The following is a 20113-nucleotide window of genomic DNA, read 5'->3' as shown; positions in this document are numbered from 1 at the left end:
CCGCTCCCCCCGCGCCTCAAACGCCGGCCGGGCTGATTGGGTCCGGGCGGAGCCCGGTTTCGGGAAGGGGCGGGACTGGGGAACGGCTCCGCGCAGCGGGGCCCGGGGGCGGTGGGTAGAGTGATCGCGCGCAGGGGGCGGTAGCGCAGAGGTCGTCGCGCCTTCTCAGCAAGAGGGAGGACGCCGGTTCGAATCCGGTTCGCTCCCTGCGTACGAGCGCATGAAAGAAGCGGCGCCTCCCGAGACCGGGAGGCGCCGCTTCGTACGTTCGGCGTTACGCCTTGCGGAGGCGGAACGTCAGGGACAGGGACTCGTCCGTGAACGGGGCGCCGTACGCCTCGTCGCCCTCGCCCGCGGCGAAGTCCGTGGACAGGACCTCGTCGGCGATCAGGGCCGCGTGGTCCGTCAGGGCCGAGGTGACCTCGGCGTCCGTCGAGGACCACCGCAGGGCGATCCGGTCCGCGACGTCCAGCCCGGAGTTCTTGCGGGCCTCCTGGATCAGGCGGATCGCGTCACGCGCCAGCCCGGCGAGCCGCAGCTCAGGGGTGATCTCCAGGTCCAGGGCGACCGTCGCACCGGAGTCGGAGGCCACCGACCAGCCCTCACGCGGCGTCTCGGTGATGATGACCTCCTCCGGGGTCAGGACCACCGCCTCGCCGTTCACCTCCACCGTGGCCTCACCGGAGCGCAGGGCCAGCGACAGCGCCGCCGCGTCCGCCGCGGCCACGGCCTTGGCCACGTCCTGGACGCCCTTGCCGAACCGCTTGCCCAGCGCCCGGAAGTTCGCCTTCGCGGTGGTGTCCACCAGCGACCCGCCCACCTCGGAGAGGGAGGCCAGGGAGGAGACGTTCAGCTCCTCCGTGATCTGCGCCTGGAGGTCGGGGGTCAGGGCGTCGAAGCCCGCCGCGCCGACCAGGGCCCGCGACAGCGGCTGCCGGGTCTTGACCCCGGACTCGGCGCGCGTGGCGCGCCCCAGCTCGACCAGGCGCCGCACCAGCTGCATCTGCTGCGACAGCACCGGGTCGATCGCCGCCGTGTCGGCCGTCGGCCACGTGGACAGGTGCACCGACTCGGGGGCGTCCGGCGTGACCGGGACGACCATGTCCTGCCACACCCGCTCCGTGATGAAGGGCGTCAGCGGCGCCATGAGCCGCGTGACCGTCTCCACCACGTCGTGCAGCGTGCGCAGCGCCGCCTTGTCGCCCTGCCAGAACCGGCGGCGCGAGCGGCGCACGTACCAGTTCGACAGGTCGTCCACGAACGCGGACAGCAGCTTGCCGGCGCGCTGCGTGTCGTACGCCTCCATCGCCTCGGTGACCTCGGAGGTCAGGGCGTGCAGCTCGGACAGCAGCCAGCGGTCCAGGACCGTGCGCTCGGCCGGCGCCGGGTCGGCCGCCGACGGCGCCCAGCCCGAGGTGCGGGCGTACAGGGCCTGGAAGGCGACCGTGTTCCAGTACGTGAGGAGCGTCTTGCGGACGACCTCCTGGATCGTGCCGTGGCCGACGCGCCGCGCCGCCCACGGGGAGCCGCCGGCCGCCATGAACCAGCGCACCGCGTCCGCGCCGTGCTGGTCCATGAGCGGGATCGGCTGGAGGATGTTGCCCAGGTGCTTGGACATCTTGCGGCCGTCCTCGGCGAGGATGTGGCCCAGGCAGACCACGTTCTCGTACGAGGACTTGTCGAAGACCAGGGTGCCGACCGCCATCAGGGTGTAGAACCACCCGCGGGTCTGGTCGATCGCCTCGGAGATGAACTGCGCCGGGTAGCGCTTCTCGAAGACGTCCTTGTTCTTGTACGGGTAGCCCCACTGCGCGAACGGCATCGAGCCCGAGTCGTACCAGGCGTCGATGACCTCCGGGACGCGGACCGCGGTGTGCGCGCAGCCCTCGGCCGTGCAGGGGAAGGTGACGTCGTCGATGTACGGGCGGTGCGGGTCCAGGGACGAGTGGTCCTGGCCGGACAGTTCCGACAGCTCGGCGCGCGAGCCGATGCAGGTGAGGTGGCCCTCCTCGCAGCGCCAGATCGGCAGCGGGGTGCCCCAGTAGCGGTTGCGGGACAGCGCCCAGTCGATGTTGTTGTTCAGCCAGTCGCCGAAGCGGCCCTGCTTGACCGACTCGGGGAACCAGTTGGTCTTCTCGTTCTCCCGCAGCATCGCGTCCTTGACGGCGGTGGTGCGGATGTACCAGGACGGCTGCGCGTAGTAGAGCAGCGCGGTGTGGCAGCGCCAGCAGTGGGGGTAGCTGTGCTCGTAGGCGATGTGCTTGAAGAGCAGGCCGCGGGCGTCGAGGTCGGCGGTCAGCTTCTCGTCGGCCTTCTTGAAGAAGACGCCGCCGACCAGCGGGACCTCCTCGGCGAAGGTGCCGTCGGGGCGGACCGGGTTCACGACCGGCAGGCCGTACGCGCGGCAGACCGCGAGGTCGTCGGCGCCGAAGGCCGGGGCCTGGTGGACCAGACCGGTGCCGTCCTCGGTGGTGACGTAGTCCGCGTTGACCACGAAGTGGGCCGGGGCCTCGAAGGGCACCAGCTCGAAGGGGCGGCGGTAGGTCCAGCGCTCCATGTCCTTGCCGGTGAAGGTCTCGCCGGTGGCCTCCCAGCCCTCGCCGAGCGCCTTCTCCAGCAGCGGCTGCGCGACGACCAGCTTCTCGGTCCCGTTGCCGGCCACCACGTAGGTGACCTCGGGGTGCGCCGCGACGGCCGTGTTGGACACCAGGGTCCAGGGCGTGGTCGTCCAGACGAGGAGCGCCGCCTCGCCGGCCAGCGGGCCGGAGGTCAGGGGGAAGCGGACGAAGACGGAGGGGTCGACGACCGTCTCGTAGCCCTGGGCCAGCTCGTGGTCGGACAGGCCGGTGCCGCAGCGCGGGCACCAGGGGGCGACGCGGTGGTCCTGGACCAGCAGGCCCTTGTTGAAGATCTCCTTCAGGGACCACCAGACCGACTCCACGTACTCCGGGTCCATGGTCCGGTACGCCTCGTCGAGGTCGACCCAGTAGCCCATGCGGGTCGTGAGCTCGGTGAACGCGTCGGTGTGGCGGGTCACGGACTCGCGGCACTTGGCGTTGAACTCGGCGATGCCGTAGGCCTCGATGTCCTGCTTGCCGTTGAAGCCGAGCTCCTTCTCGACGGCGAGCTCGACGGGCAGGCCGTGGCAGTCCCAGCCGGCCTTGCGGGCCACGTGGTAGCCGCGCATGGTGCGGAAGCGGGGGAAGACGTCCTTGAAGACGCGGGCCTCGATGTGGTGCGCGCCGGGCATGCCGTTCGCGGTCGGCGGGCCCTCGTAGAAGACCCATTCGGGGCGGCCCTCGGACTGCTCGAGGGTCTTGGCGAAGGTCTTGTGCTCCTGCCAGAACTCCAGGACGGCGTGCTCCAGCGCGGGCAGGTCGACCTGGGCGGGGACCTGGCGGTACTGCGGCGGGTTCGTCATGAGGCTTTTCGTCTTCCTCCGGCGGGTTTCGTCTCTCCGTCCGGAGGGACGAGAGCGCTCGGCTCCCGCGGTACCACCCTCCTTGGCCGCCGGACGGGTCCGGTGGCCCCCTCATTGGGGTGCGAGCCGGTTCTACTGACCCGCGGTGCGGGCGTTCTTCCGGCGGCTCAGGGGTGATCCTTCACGTCGCGCTCGCCCCCGGGCTCTCACCGTCCCCGGGTCGCTCACGGCTGCGTCCGACGCTACTCGTCCCCGTCCATGCCTTTCGCTGGGCCCAGTGTACGGGGCGGGGGCGTGCTCGGCAGACCGGTTTACGGGGGCCCGGGGGCGGGGCGCGGGCGGGGGCGCGGGGCGGCGTACGGGGGCGGGCGGTGGCTTGACCCGAACGGTCGGGTGCGCCGCTGGGGGATCGGGTGGGACGGGTGGGGCGGATTACCGGGCTCGCTGCTGGGCACAACGGATGCAGGTTGGCCTCGACGGACGCGTGCCCCGTTGCCGCGGGACGGGAGTCGATTTATCGTTCCGGCACGATTCGCGTGCAAGGTCACAGTATGTGAAGGGGCCGCGGCCATGGTGGCGAAAAAGACTGCCGGGAGTCCTCCCGAGAAGGCTGTCGGGAAGGCCGCCGAGAAGGCCGGGAAGGCAACCGGGAAGGCAGCCGTGAAGACGGCTGTGAAGACGGCCGTGAAGACGGCTGTGAAGACGGTGGCCAAGAAGGCCGCCACGGCGAAGAGGAGCCCGGCGGCGGCGAAGAAGACGGCGGCCGTGAAGTCCACGGCGAAGAAGGCGCCGGCCAAGAACTCCACCACGGCCAAGAACTCCACCACGGCCAAGAACTCCACGGTCGTGAAGACCGCGCCCACCAAGGCCACGGCCAAGGCCGCAGCCGGCAAGATCGCGGCCGGCAAGACCCCGGCCACCAAGGCGGCGGCCGAGAAGACCGCGGCCACCAAGGCGGCCGGCGCCCGCACGGCGGCCGCGACGACCGTGAGGAAGGCCACGGCCAAGGCGGCCGGGGCCGAGGGGGCGGCGCAGGCCGCGCAACAGACGGGAGCCCGGAAAGTGGTTGCCAAGAAGAGCACCGGCACGGCCAGGAAGACGGCTGCGGCCGCCACCAGCGGGCTGCCCAAGACGAGGGTGACCGCCGCCACGGCCCCCGGCGAGCTCGCCGTACGGCCCGGGGAGGACCCCTGGACCGCCGCGGAGGTCGCCGAGGCGCGGACCGAGCTGATGAGCGAGGTCACGCGGCTGCGCGCGGAGCTGCACGCGTCGGACGAGGCGATCTCGGGCCTGATGCGCGACTCCGGCGACGGCGCGGGCGACGACCAGGCCGACACCGGCACCAAGAACATCACCCGCGAGTCCGAGCTGGCCCTCGCCGCCAACGCGCGCGAGATGCTGGAGCAGACCGAGCGGGCCCTGGAACGGCTCGACGCGGGCACCTACGGGCTCTGCGAGAACTGCGGGAAGCCCATCGGCAAGGCCAGGATGCAGGCCTTCCCGCGGGCCACCCTGTGCGTGGACTGCAAGCAGAAGCAGGAGCGGCGCCACTAGGCCGGCCGCACGGGACGTCGCACGGGCAGCCGCACAAAAGGCCCGGCCCGGGCGGCGCCGACGGCGGACCCTGACGTACTCTCGTGCTCGTCAGGGTCCAGGAACCTGGCAGGACTGTGCCGTCGGAAACCTGGTTCGAGCTAGTTCGAGGGACTCACGTGACAGAGGCGGAGCGCATCATCGGTACGCCGGAGGTCGGGGACGACGCCCAGCCCGGTTCCGCAGCCCCCCGGGGGCGCCGGCGGATCGCTGCGCTGCTGGTGGTCGCCGTGCTCGCCTACCTGCTCGACCTCGGCAGCAAGATGGTCGTCGTCGCCAAGCTGGAGCACCAGCCGCCGATCCGGATCATCGGCGACCTGCTGAAGTTCGACGCGATCCGCAACCCCGGCGCCGCGTTCGGCTTCGGCGAGGCCTTCACGATCATCTTCACGCTGATCGCGGCCACCGTGATCGTGGTGATCGTCCGGCTCGCCCGCAAGCTGTACAGCCTGCCCTGGGCGATCGCGCTCGGCCTGCTGCTGGGCGGTGCGCTCGGCAACCTGACCGACCGGATCTTCCGCTCGCCGGGCGTCTTCCGCGGTGCCGTCGTCGACTTCGTCGCCCCCGCCCACTTCGCCGTCTTCAACCTCGCCGACTCGGCGATCGTCTGCGGCGGCATCCTGATCGTGCTGCTCTCGTTCAAGGGCCTGGACCCGGACGGCACGGTCCACAAGGACTGATCCGCGGGTCCCGGGAGGGCCTGCGCGGGGCTCGGCCGGGACGGGGCCCGCGCGGAGTCCGGCATACTCGACGGGTGAGTACGATTCCCGAGATCCGCACCCTGCCCGTTCCCGATGGCCTCGAAGGCGAGCGCGTCGACGCCGCCATCTCCCGTATGTTCGGGTTTTCCCGGACCAAGGCGGCCGAGCTCGCCGCCGCGGGCAAGGTCTCGGTCGACGGCAGTGTCGTCGGGAAGTCCGAGCGGGTGCACGGCGGCGCCTGGCTCGAGGTCGAGATGCCGGCCCCGCCGCGGGCGGTCGAGGTCGTCGCCGAGCCGGTGCCCGGCATGGAGATCATCCACGACGACGAGGACGTCGTCGTCATCATGAAGCCGGTCGGCGTCGCCGCCCACCCCAGCCCCGGCTGGACCGGCACCACCGTCATCGGCGGCCTCGCCGCCGCCGGCTACCGGATCTCCACCTCCGGCGCCGCCGAGCGCCAGGGCATCGTGCACCGCCTCGACGTCGGCACCTCCGGGCTGATGGCCGTCGCCAAGTCGGAGCGCGCGTACACCTCCCTGAAGAACCAGTTCCGCGAGCGGGTCGTGGACAAGCGGTACCACGCGCTGGTCCAGGGCCACCCGGACCCGATGAGCGGCACCATCGACGCGCCGATCGGCCGGCACCCCAGCGCGGACTACAAGTGGGCCGTCACCCAGGACGGCAAGCCGTCGGTCACCCACTACGACCTGATCGAGGCCTTCCGCGCCGCCTCGCTGCTGGACATCAAGCTGGAGACCGGCCGTACGCACCAGATCCGCGTGCACATGTCCGCGCACCGGCACCCGTGCGTCGGCGACCTCACGTACGGGGCCGACCCGACCATCGCCAAGCGGCTGAAGCTGACCCGCCAGTGGCTGCACGCGGTGCGGCTCGGGTTCGAGCACCCGGCGGACGGCCAGTGGGTGGAGTTCGAGAGCAGCTACCCGGCCGACCTGCAGCACGCGCTGGACGTGATCCGCGCCGAGAGCGAGTAGAACGGGCCCGATCCAGCCCGCGCGGCGTTTGAGCGCACCGGGCGCGGAGCGCCCGGGTCTTTCGGTCCCGCCGGCGTTCGAGGCGGACCGGATCCGGGCGGAGCCCGCCACGCGGCGGAGCCGCATGTCCGGCACAGCGGGAAGGGGCGGGGCGGGGAAGCCCAAATACCCGGGCACAGCGCAGCGTCCTGGCAGGGTGGGGGAGTGGATCAGCTCGCCCTGCTGTTCGTGCTGCTGCTCGGCGCGGTCGTCACCGTGCCGCTCGGGGACCGGCTCCGGCTGCCCGCGCCCGTCCTGATGACCATGGGCGGCGCCGCCCTCGCGCTCGTGCCCGCGGTGCCGAACGTCGACGTCCCGCCCGAGTACATCCTGCCGCTGGTGCTGCCGCCGCTGCTCTACGCCTCCGCGCAGCGCACCTCCTGGCGGCAGTTCGCCGCCAACGTCCGGCCCATCCTGCTCCTCGCCGTCGCCCTCGTCTTCGTCACCACGGCCGCCGTCGGCGCCGTCGCGCACGCGGTCGTCCCCGGGCTGCCGGTGGCCGCGGCCTTGGCGCTCGGCGCGCTGGTGGCCCCGCCCGACCCGGTCGCGGCCACGGCCGTCGCCGGTTCGCTCGGGCTGCCCCGCCGCATGGTGTCGATCCTGGAGGGCGAGGGCCTGTTCAACGACGTCACCGCGATCGTGCTCTACCACGTGGCCGTCGCCGCCACCGTCAGCGGCAGCTTCTCCTGGCCGGACGCCCTCGGCGAGTTCGTCCTGTCCGCCGTGGTGGCGCTCGCCGTCGGCGTCGGCCTCGGCTGGGCCGCCAACGCGCTGATGGGCCGGCTGGGCGACGCCACCCTCCAGATCGGGCTGACCCTGCTCGTGCCGTTCGTCTCGTACGTGGTCGCCGAGGAGCTCCACGGCTCGGGCGTGCTCGCCGTGCTCACCACCGCCCTGTTCCTCGCCGAGTACGCCACCGACGCCGACGACGTCCTCGGTCGGCTGGCCGGGCACACCTTCTGGGAGGTCGTGGACGTCCTGGTCACCGGCGTGGCCTTCGGCCTGATCGGGCTCGAACTGCACAACGTGTTCGGCGTCGCACGCGGCCGCGCGGCGGAGATGGCCGGCTGGGCGGCCGCCGTGGTCGCCGTCGTCGTCGGCGTCCGCCTGCTGTGGCTGCTGCCCGCCGGCTGGCTCGCCCAGCGGCTCCACTCGCGGCGCGACTACGACGAGGAGATCCCGCTCTCGTGGCGCGAGAGCGTGGTGATGTGGTGGGCCGGGATGCGCGGGGTGGCCTCGGTCGCCCTGGCGCTGGCCATCCCCCTCAGGGTCGACGGGGGCGCGCCCTTCCCGGCGCGGGACGAGATCATCTTCATCGCCTTCGCCGTGATCATGGCGACGCTGGTCTGCCAGGGCCTGACCCTGCCGTGGCTGGTGCGCCGGCTGGGCGTGGAGCCCGACACCGACGCCGAGCAGGAGATGGAGCGCCTCCTCGCGGTGCGCGCCGCCAAGGCCGCGAAGCGGCGCCTGAAGGAGATCGAGGAGGTGGAGGAGCTGCCGGAGGACCTGATGGAGCTGCTCTACCGGCGGGCGTACGACGTGGGCGCCCGCATCAGCCCCGAGATGGTGGACGAGGAGCGGCGCGAGGCGTACGCGAAGCGGGTCCAGCGCCTCCGCGACATCCAGCGGATCCAGAAGGAGATGATGTCCGCGGCCCGCCACGAGGTGCTGGCCGCGCGCAGCGAGCCGGGGGCCGACCCGGAGATCGTGGACCGGGTGCTGCGGCACCTGGACGTCCGCAGCCTGCGGACCCCCTGACGCGCGCCTTCAGAGTCCCGCCACGGGATCGCGGCCCGGGCCCGCCGGCGGGGGAGCGGCCGGGGACGTCGCGATGCGGGGCAGCGCGTACGGGTGGTGGGCCACCAGCCAGGCGAGCAGGCGCTCGCGGACCGCGCAGCGCACCGTCCAGATGTCGGAGCCGTCCTTGGCGGTGACCACCGCCCGGACCTGGATGGTGTGGGGTGTGGTGTCCGTCACGGCCAGGCCGGCGGTGCGGCCGTCCCAGGCCGGCACCTCGTCCAGGATCCGCTGGAGCTGCTCGCGCATCAGCTCCAGCGGGGCGCTGTGGTCCAGGTGCCAGTAGACGGTTCCGGTCATCTGCGCGCCGCCGCGGGACCAGTTCTCGTACGGCTTGGAGGTGAAATACGACACAGGCATCGTGATCCGGCGCTCGTCCCAGGTGCGGACCACCAGGAAGGTCAGCGTGATCTCCTCGACCGTGCCCCACTCGCCGTCCACCACCACGGTGTCGCCGATGCGGACGGTGTCGCCGAAGGCGATCTGCAGGCCGGCGAAGAGGTTGCCGAGGGTGGACTGGGCGGCGATGCCGGCGACGATGCCGATGAGGCCGGCCGAGGCCAGCATGGAGGCGCCGACGGCCCGCATCTCCGGGAAGGTCAGCAGCATCGCCGCCACCGAGACCACCACGACCACCGCCGTGACCACCCGGTGGATCAGCGTGATCTGCGTACGCACCCGGCGCACCCGCGCCTCGTCGGCGGTCCGGTCGGCGAAGCGGGCGTACGCGGAGTCCACGACGGCGGTCGCGATGCGCACCAGCAGCCAGGCCGCCGAGGCGATCAGGACGAGGACCAGGGTGCGCCCCACGGCGGTGGAGTGCTCGGGCAGGATCCGGGCCTGCCGGTAGGAGCCGCGCAGCAGCAGCGCGCACAGGAACACCTGGAACGACAGGCGGCAGCGGCGCAGCAGCCCCCACAGCGGGGTCTCGCCGTGCCGGGCGTCCGCGCGGAGCAGCAGCAGGTCCAGCAGCCACCCGGCGATCACGGTGATGACCAGCGCGCCGGCGATCGCGGTGAAGGGGCGCAGAACGGAGTCCGAGTCCATGGAGTTGAACGTAACCGGAACGGGGGCCCGGAAACTGGCACGATGGGGTGCATGAACATCGTGCTTTTCCATTCGACGTACGGGCTGCGGCCCGCGGTGCACGCGGCGGCCGACCGGCTGCGCGCGGCCGGGCACCGGGTGCAGGTGCCGGATCTGTTCGAGGGCCGCACCTTCGAGACGGTCGAGGAGGGCATGGAGTACCGGGACGAGCTCGGCCGCGACGAGCTGCTCAAGCGCGCGGTGCTCGCCGCCGCCCCCCACTCCGACGAGGGGCTGGTCTACGCGGGCTTCTCCTTCGGCGGTTCCCTGGCCCAGCACCTCGCACTGGCCGACGAGAAGGCGCGCGGGCTGCTGCTCCTGCACGGCACGGCGGACCTGGAGGAGGACGCGGCGGTCGACGACCTGCCGGTGCAGCTGCACGTCGCGGACCCGGACCCGTTCGAGTCGCACGACTGGCTGACGGCCTGGTACCTGCGGATGCAGCGGGCGGGCGCGGACGTGGAGGTGCACCGCTACCCGGGGGCCGGGCACCTGTTCACGGATCCGGAGCTGGAGGACTACGACGCGGAGGCCGCCGAGCAGACCTGGAAGGCGGCGCTCGCCTTCCTCGACAGCCTGTAGGACGCATGGGCCGGCGTCGGCGACGACGAGGGCCGGCGCAGACGCACGGAGGGGCAGGGCACGTTGTGTGCCCTGCCCCTCGTCTCATGGTGCCGTTACGGCTGCCGCGGCCGTGATCAGGCGCGGTACGCGGTCCACATGCTCTTCATGCGGGAGACCTGACCCGCGGTGAACTGGTACATGCACGAGTCGTACGTGTAGTCCATGAAGTTGTGGATCGGGTCCACGCCGGCCTTGCTGGTGCAGCTGTCGCGGCCGGTCGGGCACTCGAACGCGGCGCTCTTCTCGGCCGGGGTGTCGGCGACGGAGTCGCCGCTGCCCGTGCAGCCGCCCTGGAAGGTGTGGTACAGGCCCATCCAGTGGCCGACCTCGTGGGTGGCCGTGTCGCCCTCGTTGTAGTTGGCGGCGGAGCCGCCCGGCAGCGAGGAGTTGAGCAGGACCACGCCGTCCATGTTCGGCTGGGAGGCGTAGGAGCTCGGGAAGGTGGCCCAGCCGAGCAGGCCGCCGCCGAGGTCGGCGGTGTAGATGTTCAGCGCGTTCTTGCCGCCCTTGCGCAGCGCGGTCTTCATGTCCTTCTCGGCCTGGGTGCCGTCGGAGACCGTGTACCAGCTCGCGTTGTCGGTGTAGTCGGTTCCGGCCAGGGAGAACTGGAAGCCGGAGTCGACGTTGCCGTTGCCGTTGCCGCTGTAGGCGGCGTTGAGGACGGCGATCTGGTTGTTGATGTCCGTCGACGTCAGCTGGCCCTGGGAGCCGTTGGTGATGACGTGGACGTAGACCGGGATGGTGGTCGCGGCGGTGACCTCGGCGGCGCGCATCTGGCGCTGCGGGCCGACCTGGGCGAGCTTCTTGGCCAGGTCGGCGTCCATGGCCTTGACCTGGGAGTCCGTCACCTCGTTGGGCTCGGCGGCGTGCGCGGCCTTGGGCTTGGCGACGCGGGCGTTGGCGGCGGCGGCCGGCGCGTCGGCACAGGACTCGGCACCGGTCTTGGCCGCGGCCACGGTGGTGGGGGCGGTGAGCGGGGCAAACGCCAGGGTGCCGGCCAGGACGGCCGTGCCCATGAGGCGGCGGCGGAGCTTGGGGGATATGCGGGCAGCAGCGCGCACGTTGACTCCTCGCGAAGCGTGGTGGGGGGTGAGGGATTTCCTCACGCTGGCGCGAAGCTTATGTGTCCATGTCATGCATGCCGCAAGACCTTGAAGTAAAAGATTTGTTGCTTCTGGGTTTCCCGGGGCCCCTGGTCTGCACCAGGAGCCCCGTGTCACAAGAGAATTGACGGTCCGTCAGGATTCCGGCAGGAAGCTCAGTGGACCGGGTCCCAGCTCCGCTCCACCTTCTGCGTGCCGTTCAGCGTGCGGTACGAACGGGCCCAAGACGAGGTGGCGTCCTGCTTCCGCTTGTCGGAGACGACGTAGTAGTCCATCTGCGAGCGCTCGGCCGTCACGTCCAGCACGCCGTAGCCGTGCGAGTCCATGTCCAGCCACTTCGCGTGCCAGTTGGCGGAGCGGATGGCGGCTTCCGCGGCCAGCGAGACGGTGTGCGCCGGCACGTGCAGCAGGTCGTCGATGTTGTCCGAGGTCACCGACGTCACCACGAACTCCGTCGCGGCCGTCCCCGACCCCGGGTACGTCGCCATGTTCACCGGGACCTCGTTGGCCCAGGCCATGTGGATGTCGCCCGTCAGGAACACCGTGTTCTTGATGTTCCGGTCCTTCAGGTGGCCCAGCAGCTCCTTGCGGTCGTCGGTGTACCCGTCCCACTGGTCCGTGCTGATCGTGATGCCGCCCTCGGGCAGGCCGAGGAGCTTGGCGAGCGGCGCCAGCAGGTGCGCCGGCAGCGAGCCGAAGGCGACCGGGGAGATCATCACCGAGGTTCCGACCAGCTTCCAGGTCGCGTTCGAGCCCGCGAGGCCCGCCTTCAGCCAGTCCAGCTGGGCGCGCCCGGTGATGGTGCGCTCCGGGTCGTCCACCCCGCCGCTGCCTATCTTGACCTGCTGGGAGCGGAAACTGCGCAGGTCCAGCAGGTGCAGGTCGGCGAGGGTACCGAAGCGCAGCCGCCGGTAGACGGTGCCGGCGGTGGAGGTGCGGACCGGCATCCACTCGAAGTACGCCTGCTTGGCGGCGGCCGCGCGGACCGCCCAGTCGCCCTCGGTGCCCGGCGTGTGGTTCTCCGCGCCGCCCGACCAGGCGTCGTTGGCGAACTCGTGGTCGTCCCAGATGGCGACGATCGGGTGCGCGGCGTGCAGCGCCTGGAGGTCCCCGTCCGTCTTGTACTTCCCGTGCCGGGTGCGGTAGTCGGCGAGGGTGGTGATCTCGTGCTTCGGCTCGTGCGGGCGGACGACGTACTTCGCCTCGGGGTAGCCGCCGCTCTGGTACTCGTAGATGTAGTCGCCCAGGTGCAGCACGGCGTGCAGGTCGGTACGCGCGGCCAGGTGCCGGTAGGGGGAGAAGTAGCCCGACTCCCAGTTGGCGCAGGAGACCACGCCGAAGCGGACCCCGGGGGTCGTCGTGTCGTGGCCGGGCGCGGTCAGCGTCCGCCCGACCGGGGAGACGGTGCGGTCGGCGGTGAACCGGTAGAAGTACGGCGTCTGCGGCTTCAGTCCCCGTACGTCGGCCTTGACGGTGTGGTCGGCGGAGGCGCTCGCCGTGACCGTGCCGCTCGCGACGATCCGGGAGAAGCCCTTGTCCTCGGCCACTTCCCAGCCGACCCGGACGTCCGGGCCGGCGCCCGAGCCGGGCACGGCCTCGGGAGTCGGGGTGATGCGGGTCCACAGCAGGATGCCGTCGGGCAGCGGGTCGCCGGAGGCGACGCCGTGCAGGAAGGCGGGTCCGCTGTCCGCCGCCGAGGCGGTGGAGGTACCCAGGGCGGCCGCAGCGAAGGGCGTGAGGGCCGCGGTGGCCGCAGCGGCCTTGACGACCGTGCGGCGGCGGGGAGTTGCCGCGGTGTGGGAGGTGAGTTGACTGGTCACGGGCGATGATATTACTGACGGGTATAACCGCTGGTACAGCCCCGTGCAAGCAACAGGCGGGCGAACTTTCGAAGTTCGCCCGCCTGTTGGGTGGGGGTGCGGTCGGCCCGCTGCAGACCCGTCAGCCTGCTCCGGAACCGGTCAGCCCGCGAGGGCCTTGTCGACCGAGGCCGTGAAGGACTCCGGCGTCATCTTCTCGATCTCGATCTGCTTGCCGTCCATCTTCAGCGCCGGGGTGCCCTTGACGCCCGCCTTGTCGAAGAGCTTCGACATCTCGACAGCCCAGCGGTTGTACGTGCCGTCCTCGACGGCCTTCTTGAACTCGGCGTTGCCCTTGAGCGCCGGCACCTGGTCGGCGACCTTCAGCAGGTAGTCGTCCTTGCTGAACTTGTCGTCGCGCTCGTCCGGGTGGTTCTCCTTCGAGTACAGCGCCGCCTTGTACTCCAGGAACGCCTCGGGGCTGACGTTCAGCGCCGCGCCGAGCGCGCTGAGCGCGTTCTTCGAGCCGGTGCCGTGGAACGCGTTGTCGAGGAAGGTCGCACCGACGAACTGCAGCTTGTACTTGCCGGCGTCGACGTCCTTCTTCAGCTGCGGGCCGACGGTCTGCTCGAACTGGGAGCAGACCGGGCAGCGCGCGTCCTCGTACAGCTCAAGGGTCTTCTTGGCGTCGGCCTTGCCGATGACGACGGTCGTGCCGTCCTCGCCCGTGGTGTTCTTCGGGGCGACGAGCTCGGCCTTGGCGGCCTTCTCCCACTCGCCGGGCTGGCTGTTCTGGACGACCAGGTAGCCGATCCCGCCGGCCAGGGCGAGGACGGCGACGACCGCGCCGGCCACGAGCACCTGGCGGCGCACCTTGTCCTTCTTCGCCTGCTTCTCGCGCTCGGCGCGCAGCCGGTCGCGGGCCGCCGCCTTGTTCGCCTGGCTGTTGCGTGCACTCATGGTGGATCTCCGTGGGGTGGTGTGACGTGGGAAACGTCAGAGGTCGAAAGGGGGGGACGTGCCGTACGGGGTCAGGCGCACACGAGTGCGCCGCGCACGGGCGGCCCCCGGCGCCCCACGGAGTGGGCGGGGAAGCGGGTGCGGGCCGCCGGGCCCGCGGGATCCGGCCGGCGCCCGCGCCCCGCCCGACGGGCGGCGAGCGGTGCGGTGGCCGAGGCGGCCGCCAGGGTCAGCGGCCGGAAGGCGAGGGCGGCCACCGCGCGCAGCAGCCGGCCCAGCGCCCGCTCGCCGTGGCGCAGCCAGGCCGCGGCCAGCAGTCCGACCGAGACGTGCGCGCCGAGCAGCAGCCAGGGCGTCCACGGCCCCGGCGCGGCCAGCAGGGCGGCCGGGTCGGCGGCGGGGCCGGCCACCTCGGCCAGCGGCCCGCCCAGCGGGGCGCCGCCGCACAGCTCGTCCAGGCCGAGCGCGCGCAGCGGACCGGAGACGGGCCCGCCGGCCGGCCCGTAGCAGACGTGCTGGCCGGCGTTGAAGACGGTGTCGGCGGCCAGCTCCAGCGGCACCAGCAGGGCGGCGATGGGACCGAAACCCCGCTCGCGGCCCGCCAGCGCGTACGCGATCAGGAAGACCGCGGCGAAGGCCCCGCCCACCAGCGACGGCGGCAGCGGCACCCGCGACATCAGGACGTGCGAGCCGGCCGAGAGCAGCACGACGAGCGCGCTGAACAGCGCGGCCCGCAGCCCCCTGGTTCCTGCCCCTGATATGTCCATCGGCGCGAGTGTGCCACGACTCCCTGTGAAACCGTGCCCCCGGGTTCCGCGGGGGCCGGGTCCTACGGCCGGATCCGGCCGTTGCGGAAGAGGTCCACGAAGATCTGGTGGTCGGCGCGGGCCCGGGCCCCGTAGGCGTGCGCGAAGTCCACCAGGAGTGCGGCGAAGCCCTCCTCGTCGGCGGCGATCGCGGCGTCGATGGCGCGCTCCGTGGAGAACGGGACCAGGCTGTGCCCGCTGCCGGCCTCGTCGGCCGCGGCGTGCATGGTCGCGGTCGCCCGGCCCAGGTCGGCGACCACGGCCGCGATCTCCTCCGGCTCGTCCAGGTCCGACCAGTCCAGGTCCACCGCGTACGGGGAGACCTCGGCGACCAGCTGCCCGGCACCGTCCAGCTCCGTCCAGCCCAGCCACGGGTCGGCGTGCGCCTGGAGCGCCCGCTGCGAGATCACCGTGCGGTGCCCCTCGTGGCGGAAGTACTCGCGCACCGCCCGGTCGGTGATGTGCCGGGACACGGCGGGGGTCTGCGCCTGCTTGAGGTAGATCACCACGTCGTTCTCGAGGGCGTCGCTGTGGCCCTCCAGCAGGATGTTGTACGAGGGCAGGCCGGCCGAGCCGATGCCGACGCCGCGGCGGCCCACCACGTCCTTGACCCGGTAGGAGTCCGGGCGCACCAGCGATTCGTCGGGCAGGGTCTCCAGGTACCCGTCGAAGGCGGCCAGCACCTTGTACCGGGTCGCCGCGTCCAGCTCGATGGAGCCGCCGCCGGAGGTGAAGCGGCGCTCGTGGTCGCGGATCTCGGTCATCGAGTCCAGCAGGGAGAAGCGGGTGCGGGCGCGGGCCGAGCGCAGGGCGTCCAGCAGCGGGCCCCGGGAGGTGTCCAGGGTGAAGGAGGGGGGTTCCGGCAGGTCACCGGGCTTGGCGCCGCCGGAGGCCAGGACGTGGATCCGCTCCCGGTAGGCGGCCGCGTAGACCCGCACCAGCTCGCTGATCTGCTCGTCGGCGAGCGCCTTGGAGTAGCCGATGAGGGCGACGGAGGCGGCGAACCGCTTCAGGTCCCACGTGAAGGGGCCCACGTACGCCTCGTCGAAGTCGTTGACGTTGAAGACGAGGCGGCCGTTGGCGTCCATGTACGTGCCGAAGTTCTCGGCGTGCAGGTCGCCGTGGATCCACACCCGGCCGGTCCGGTCGTCCAGGTAGGGGCCGCCGTGCCGCTCGCGCTCCAGGTCGGCGTAGAAGAGGCAGGCCGTGCCGCGGTAGAAGGCGAAGGCGGAGGCCGCCATCTTGCGGAATTTGACCTGGAAGGCCGCGGGGTCGGCGGCGAGGAGCTCACCGAAGGCGGTGTCGAACACGTCGAGTATCTGCTCGGCGCGCTGTTCGTTCGTCGTCTCGGGGACCGCCATGGCGGGGTGCCTCCTGGTGCACGTGCTGGTACGGGTTCCGACCGACTGGACGCGGGAGCGGACCCTCTGGTTCTGCAACGCCCGACCGTACCGTCCGGTGCCCCGTATGTGTCACCCGTGGGACGTAGGATTCGAAGCTGCCCCCTCACGCCCCCCACCCGCCTCCAGGAGACCAGCGCCGTGGCCAAGACGCCGTTCACGCACCTGCACGTACATACCCAGTACTCCCTGCTGGACGGTGCTGCGCGGCTCAAGGACATGTTCGCCGCGTGCAATGAAATGGGCATGTCGCACATCGCCATGTCCGACCACGGCAACCTGCACGGCGCGTACGATTTCTTCCACTCGGCGCAGAAGGCCGGGATCACGCCGATCATCGGCATCGAGGCGTATGTCGCCCCCGAGTCCCGGCGCAACAAGCGGCGCATCCAGTGGGGCCAGCCCCACCAGAAGCGCGACGACGTCTCCGGCTCCGGCGGCTACACGCACAAGACGATCTGGGCGGCGAACAACACCGGCCTGCACAACCTCTTCCGGCTGTCCTCCGACGCGTACGCCGAGGGCTGGCTGACGAAGTGGCCGCGCATGGACAAGGAGACCATCGCCCAGTGGTCCGAGGGCCTGATCGCCTCCACCGGCTGCCCCTCCGGCGAGGTGCAGACCCGGCTGCGCCTCGGCCAGTTCGACGAGGCCCTCAAGGCGGCCTCGGACTACCAGGACATCTTCGGCAAGGAGCGGTACTTCCTGGAGCTGATGGACCACGGCATCGAGATCGAGCGCCGCGTCCGCGACGGCCTGCTGGAGATCGGCAAGAAGCTCGGCATCCCGCCGCTGGTGACCAACGACTCGCATTACACGTACGCGCACGAGGCCGGCGCCCACGACGCCCTGCTGTGCATCCAGACCGGCAAGAACCTCTCCGACCCGGACCGCTTCCGCTTCGACGGCTCCGGCTACTACCTGAAGTCCACGGAGGAGATGTACGCCATCGACTCCTCGGACGCCTGGCAGGAGGGCTGCGCCAACACCCGGCTGGTGGCGGAGCAGGTCGACACCGAGGGCATGTTCACCTTCCGCAACCTCATGCCGAAGTTCGACATCCCCGAGGGCTACACCGAGGTCACCTGGTTCCGCGAGGAGACCATGCGGGGCATGCACCGCCGCTTCCCCGGGGGGATCCCCGAGGACCGCATGAAGCAGGTCGAGTACGAGATGGACACGATCATCTCGATGGGCTTCCCCGGCTACTTCCTCGTGGTCGCCGACTTCATCATGTGGGCCAAGAACCAGGGCATCGCGGTCGGCCCCGGCCGAGGCTCCGCCGCCGGCTCGATCGTCGCGTACGCCATGGGCATCACCGACCTCGACCCGATCCCGCACGGCCTGATCTTCGAGCGCTTCCTCAACCCCGAGCGCATCTCCATGCCCGACGTCGACATCGACTTCGACGAGCGCCGGCGCGTCGAGGTGATCAGGTACGTCACCGAGAAGTACGGCGCCGACAAGGTCGCCATGATCGGCACCTACGGCACCATCAAGGCCAAGAACGCGATCAAGGACTCCGCGCGCGTCCTGGGCTACCCGTACGCCATGGGCGACCGGCTCACCAAGGCCATGCCCGCCGACGTCCTCGGCAAGGGCATCCCGCTCTCCGGCATCCTCGACCCGAACCACCCGCGCTACAGCGAGGCGGCCGAGATCCGCTCGATGTACGAGAACGAGCCGGACGTGAAGAAGGTCATCGACACCGCCCGCGGTGTGGAGGGCCTGGTCCGCCAGATGGGCGTGCACGCCGCCGGCGTGATCATGTCCAGCGAGCCGATCGTCGACCACGTGCCCGTCTGGGTGCGCCACACCGACCAGGTCACCATCACCCAGTGGGACTACCCGAGCTGCGAGTCCCTCGGCCTGCTGAAGATGGACTTCCTGGGCCTGCGCAACCTCACGATCATGGACGACGCCGTCAAGATGGTGAAGGCCAACAAGGGGATCGACATCGACCTCCTGGCCCTCCCGCTCGACGACCCCAAGACCTTCGAGCTGCTCCAGCGCGGCGACACCCTCGGCGTCTTCCAGTTCGACGGCGGACCCATGCGCTCCCTGCTGCGCCTGATGAAGCCCGACAACTTCGAAGACATCTCCGCCGTCTCGGCCCTCTACCGGCCGGGCCCGATGGGCATGAACTCGCACACGAACTACGCCCTGCGCAAGAACAAGCAGCAGGAGATCACCCCGATCCACCCCGAGCTGGAGAAGCCGCTCGAAGAGGTGCTCGCGGTCACCTACGGCCTGATCGTCTACCAGGAGCAGGTGCAGAAGGCCGCCCAGATCATCGCCGGCTACTCGCTCGGCGAGGCCGACATCCTGCGCCGCGTGATGGGCAAGAAGAAGCCCGAGGAGCTCGCCAAGAACTTCACGATCTTCCAGGCGGGCGCCCGCAAGAACGGCTACTCCGACGAAGCCATCCAGGCCCTGTGGGACGTGCTGGTCCCCTTCGCCGGCTACGCCTTCAACAAGGCCCACTCGGCTGCGTACGGCCTGGTCTCCTACTGGACCGCCTACCTCAAGGCCAACCACCCGGCCGAGTACATGGCGGGGCTCCTCACCTCGGTCAAGGACGACAAGGACAAGTCCGCGATCTACCTGAACGAGTGCCGCCGCATGGGCATCAAGGTGCTCCCGCCGAACGTCAACGAGTCGGAGTCCAACTTCGCCGCCCAGGGCGACGACGTGATCCTCTTCGGCCTCACCGCCGTCCGCAACGTCGGCCAGAACGTCGTCGACTCGATCATCAAGACCAGGAAGTCCAAGGGGAAGTACTCCTCCTTCCCCGACTTCCTGGACAAGGTCGAGGCCGTCGTCTGCAACAAGCGCACCATCGAGTCGCTGATCAAGGCCGGCGCGTACGACGAGATGGGCCACACCCGAAAGGGCCTGGTCGCCCACCACGAGTCGATGATCGACAACGTGGTCGCGGTCAAGCGCAAGGAGGCCGAGGGACAGTTCGACCTCTTCGGCGGAATGGGTGACGAGGACAGCAGCGAGCCCGGCTTCGGCCTCGACGTGGAGTTCTCCGACGTCGAGTGGGAGAAGTCCTACCTGCTCGCCCAGGAGCGCGAGATGCTCGGCCTGTACGTCTCCGACCACCCGCTCTTCGGCCTGGAGCACGTCCTGTCCGACAAGACGGACGCCGGCATCTCCCAGCTCACCGGCGGCGAGCACGCCGACGGCGCCGTCGTCACCATCGGCGGCATCATCTCCGGCCTCCAGCGGAAGATGACCAAGCAGGGCAACGCCTGGGCCATCGCCACCGTCGAGGACCTCGCCGGCTCCATCGAGTGCATGTTCTTCCCGGCGACCTACCAGCTCGTCTCCACCCAGCTGGTCGAGGACACCGTCGTCTTCGTCAAGGGCCGCCTCGACAAGCGCGAGGACGTCCCCCGGCTCGTCGCGATGGAGATGATGGTCCCCGACCTGTCCTCCGCCGGCACCAACGCCCCCGTCGTCCTCACCATCCCCACCGTCAAGGTCACCCCTCCGATGGTCACCCGGCTGGGCGAGATCCTGCGCCACCACAAGGGCAACACCGAGGTGCGGATCAAGCTCCAGGGGCCGCGGACCACCACCGTGCTGCGGCTCGACCGGCACCGGGTCCAGCCCGACCCGGCCCTCTTCGGCGACCTCAAGGTCCTCCTCGGCCCGTCCTGCCTGGCCGGCTGAGGCGGGTAGGGGCCCGCCGCCGCTGCTGCCGCGCATGAGGAAGGGCGCGCCCGGAACCCGGGCGCGCCCTTCCTGCGTACTGCCGTACTGCCGTACTGCCGTGCGGCT

The 20113-nt window shown here is 71.0% G+C and carries 13 protein-coding genes and 1 tRNA gene; 7 read left to right on the top strand and 7 right to left on the bottom strand.

The annotated features are described in order from the left end of the window. Positions 1-134: 134 nt before the first annotated feature. A tRNA-Ala gene (locus AB0F11_RS06945) sits at positions 135-207 on the top strand. 67 nt (positions 208-274) lie between these two features. On the opposite strand, the gene ileS is transcribed toward AB0F11_RS06945, so the two are convergent. Then, complete coding sequence (gene ileS, locus AB0F11_RS06940; RefSeq protein ID WP_362169202.1) at positions 275-3421, bottom strand: isoleucine--tRNA ligase; 3147 nt, start codon at positions 3419-3421, stop codon at positions 275-277. 660 nt (positions 3422-4081) lie between these two features. On the opposite strand from ileS, the gene AB0F11_RS06935 reads away from it, so the two are divergent. The 4 genes from AB0F11_RS06935 (at position 4082) to AB0F11_RS06920 (ending at position 8507) form a co-directional block, all read left to right on the top strand. Beyond that, a complete protein-coding gene (locus AB0F11_RS06935; RefSeq protein ID WP_362169200.1) occupies positions 4082-4975 on the top strand; it encodes a TraR/DksA family transcriptional regulator in 894 nt (297 codons plus the stop codon). A gap of 158 nt (positions 4976-5133) precedes the next feature. Continuing rightward, a complete protein-coding gene (lspA, locus tag AB0F11_RS06930; RefSeq protein ID WP_362169198.1) occupies positions 5134-5694 on the top strand; it encodes a signal peptidase II in 561 nt (186 codons plus the stop codon). 74 nt (positions 5695-5768) lie between these two features. Further along, positions 5769-6710 (top strand): RluA family pseudouridine synthase, encoded by a 942-nt coding sequence (locus tag AB0F11_RS06925; RefSeq protein ID WP_362169196.1) that lies wholly within the window; start codon positions 5769-5771, stop codon positions 6708-6710. Between the two features lie 204 nt (positions 6711-6914). Beyond that, positions 6915-8507, top strand: coding sequence for a Na+/H+ antiporter (locus AB0F11_RS06920; RefSeq protein ID WP_362169194.1), 1593 nt, complete (start codon positions 6915-6917; stop codon positions 8505-8507). 9 nt (positions 8508-8516) lie between these two features. Here AB0F11_RS06920 and AB0F11_RS06915 read toward each other — a convergent pair whose 3' ends face one another. After that, positions 8517-9593: a mechanosensitive ion channel domain-containing protein gene (locus AB0F11_RS06915; RefSeq protein WP_362169192.1), complete on the bottom strand. Its 1077-nt coding sequence runs from the start codon at positions 9591-9593 to the stop codon at positions 8517-8519. A 42-nt stretch (positions 9594-9635) separates the two neighbouring features. On the opposite strand from AB0F11_RS06915, the gene AB0F11_RS06910 reads away from it, so the two are divergent. Continuing rightward, a complete protein-coding gene (locus tag AB0F11_RS06910; RefSeq protein WP_362169190.1) occupies positions 9636-10214 on the top strand; it encodes a dienelactone hydrolase family protein in 579 nt (192 codons plus the stop codon). 116 nt (positions 10215-10330) lie between these two features. On the opposite strand, the gene AB0F11_RS06905 is transcribed toward AB0F11_RS06910, so the two are convergent. From AB0F11_RS06905 to AB0F11_RS06885, 5 genes are all read right to left on the bottom strand, one after another. Beyond that, entirely contained in the window at positions 10331-11272 is a 942-nt protein-coding gene (locus tag AB0F11_RS06905; RefSeq protein WP_362169224.1) for a zinc metalloprotease, read from the bottom strand. A gap of 242 nt (positions 11273-11514) precedes the next feature. Further along, positions 11515-13179 (bottom strand): alkaline phosphatase D family protein, encoded by a 1665-nt coding sequence (locus tag AB0F11_RS06900; protein ID WP_362169188.1) that lies wholly within the window; start codon positions 13177-13179, stop codon positions 11515-11517. Positions 13180-13320: 141 nt separating this feature from the next. Beyond that, a complete protein-coding gene (locus tag AB0F11_RS06895; RefSeq protein ID WP_362169186.1) occupies positions 13321-14118 on the bottom strand; it encodes a thioredoxin domain-containing protein in 798 nt (265 codons plus the stop codon). A gap of 71 nt (positions 14119-14189) precedes the next feature. Beyond that, entirely contained in the window at positions 14190-14885 is a 696-nt protein-coding gene (locus AB0F11_RS06890; RefSeq protein WP_362169184.1) for a hypothetical protein, read from the bottom strand. A 62-nt stretch (positions 14886-14947) separates the two neighbouring features. Next, entirely contained in the window at positions 14948-16285 is a 1338-nt protein-coding gene (locus AB0F11_RS06885) for a DUF2252 domain-containing protein (protein ID WP_362169182.1), read from the bottom strand. A gap of 180 nt (positions 16286-16465) precedes the next feature. Between AB0F11_RS06885 and dnaE the strand changes: the two genes are divergently transcribed. Beyond that, the gene (gene dnaE / locus AB0F11_RS06880; RefSeq protein ID WP_362169180.1) at positions 16466-20005 is read left to right on the top strand and encodes a DNA polymerase III subunit alpha; all 3540 of its coding nucleotides are present in this window, start codon (positions 16466-16468) and stop codon (positions 20003-20005) included. Positions 20006-20113 lie beyond the last annotated feature (108 nt).

The organism is Streptomyces sp. NPDC032472, assembly GCF_040636955.1.
Lineage (GTDB): Bacteria > Actinomycetota > Actinomycetes > Streptomycetales > Streptomycetaceae > Streptomyces.
The sequence above is the reverse complement of the archived record's forward strand: the minus strand, read 5'-3'. Positions and strand labels throughout refer to the sequence as shown.

Excerpts from the sequence above, each read along its gene's own strand:
- ileS (WP_362169202.1), bottom strand. The coding sequence starts at position 3,421 with ATGACGAACCCGCCGCAGTACCGCCAGGTCCCCGCCCAGGTCGACCTG.
- AB0F11_RS06915 (WP_362169192.1), bottom strand. The coding sequence starts at position 9,593 with ATGGACTCGGACTCCGTTCTGCGCCCCTTCACCGCGATCGCCGGCGCG.
- AB0F11_RS06910 (WP_362169190.1), top strand. The coding sequence starts at position 9,636 with ATGGGGTGCATGAACATCGTGCTTTTCCATTCGACGTACGGGCTGCGG.
- AB0F11_RS06905 (WP_362169224.1), bottom strand. The coding sequence starts at position 11,272 with ATGGGCACGGCCGTCCTGGCCGGCACCCTGGCGTTTGCCCCGCTCACC.
- AB0F11_RS06895 (WP_362169186.1), bottom strand. The coding sequence starts at position 14,118 with ATGAGTGCACGCAACAGCCAGGCGAACAAGGCGGCGGCCCGCGACCGG.
- AB0F11_RS06890 (WP_362169184.1), bottom strand. The coding sequence starts at position 14,885 with ATGGACATATCAGGGGCAGGAACCAGGGGGCTGCGGGCCGCGCTGTTC.
- AB0F11_RS06885 (WP_362169182.1), bottom strand. The coding sequence starts at position 16,285 with ATGGCGGTCCCCGAGACGACGAACGAACAGCGCGCCGAGCAGATACTC.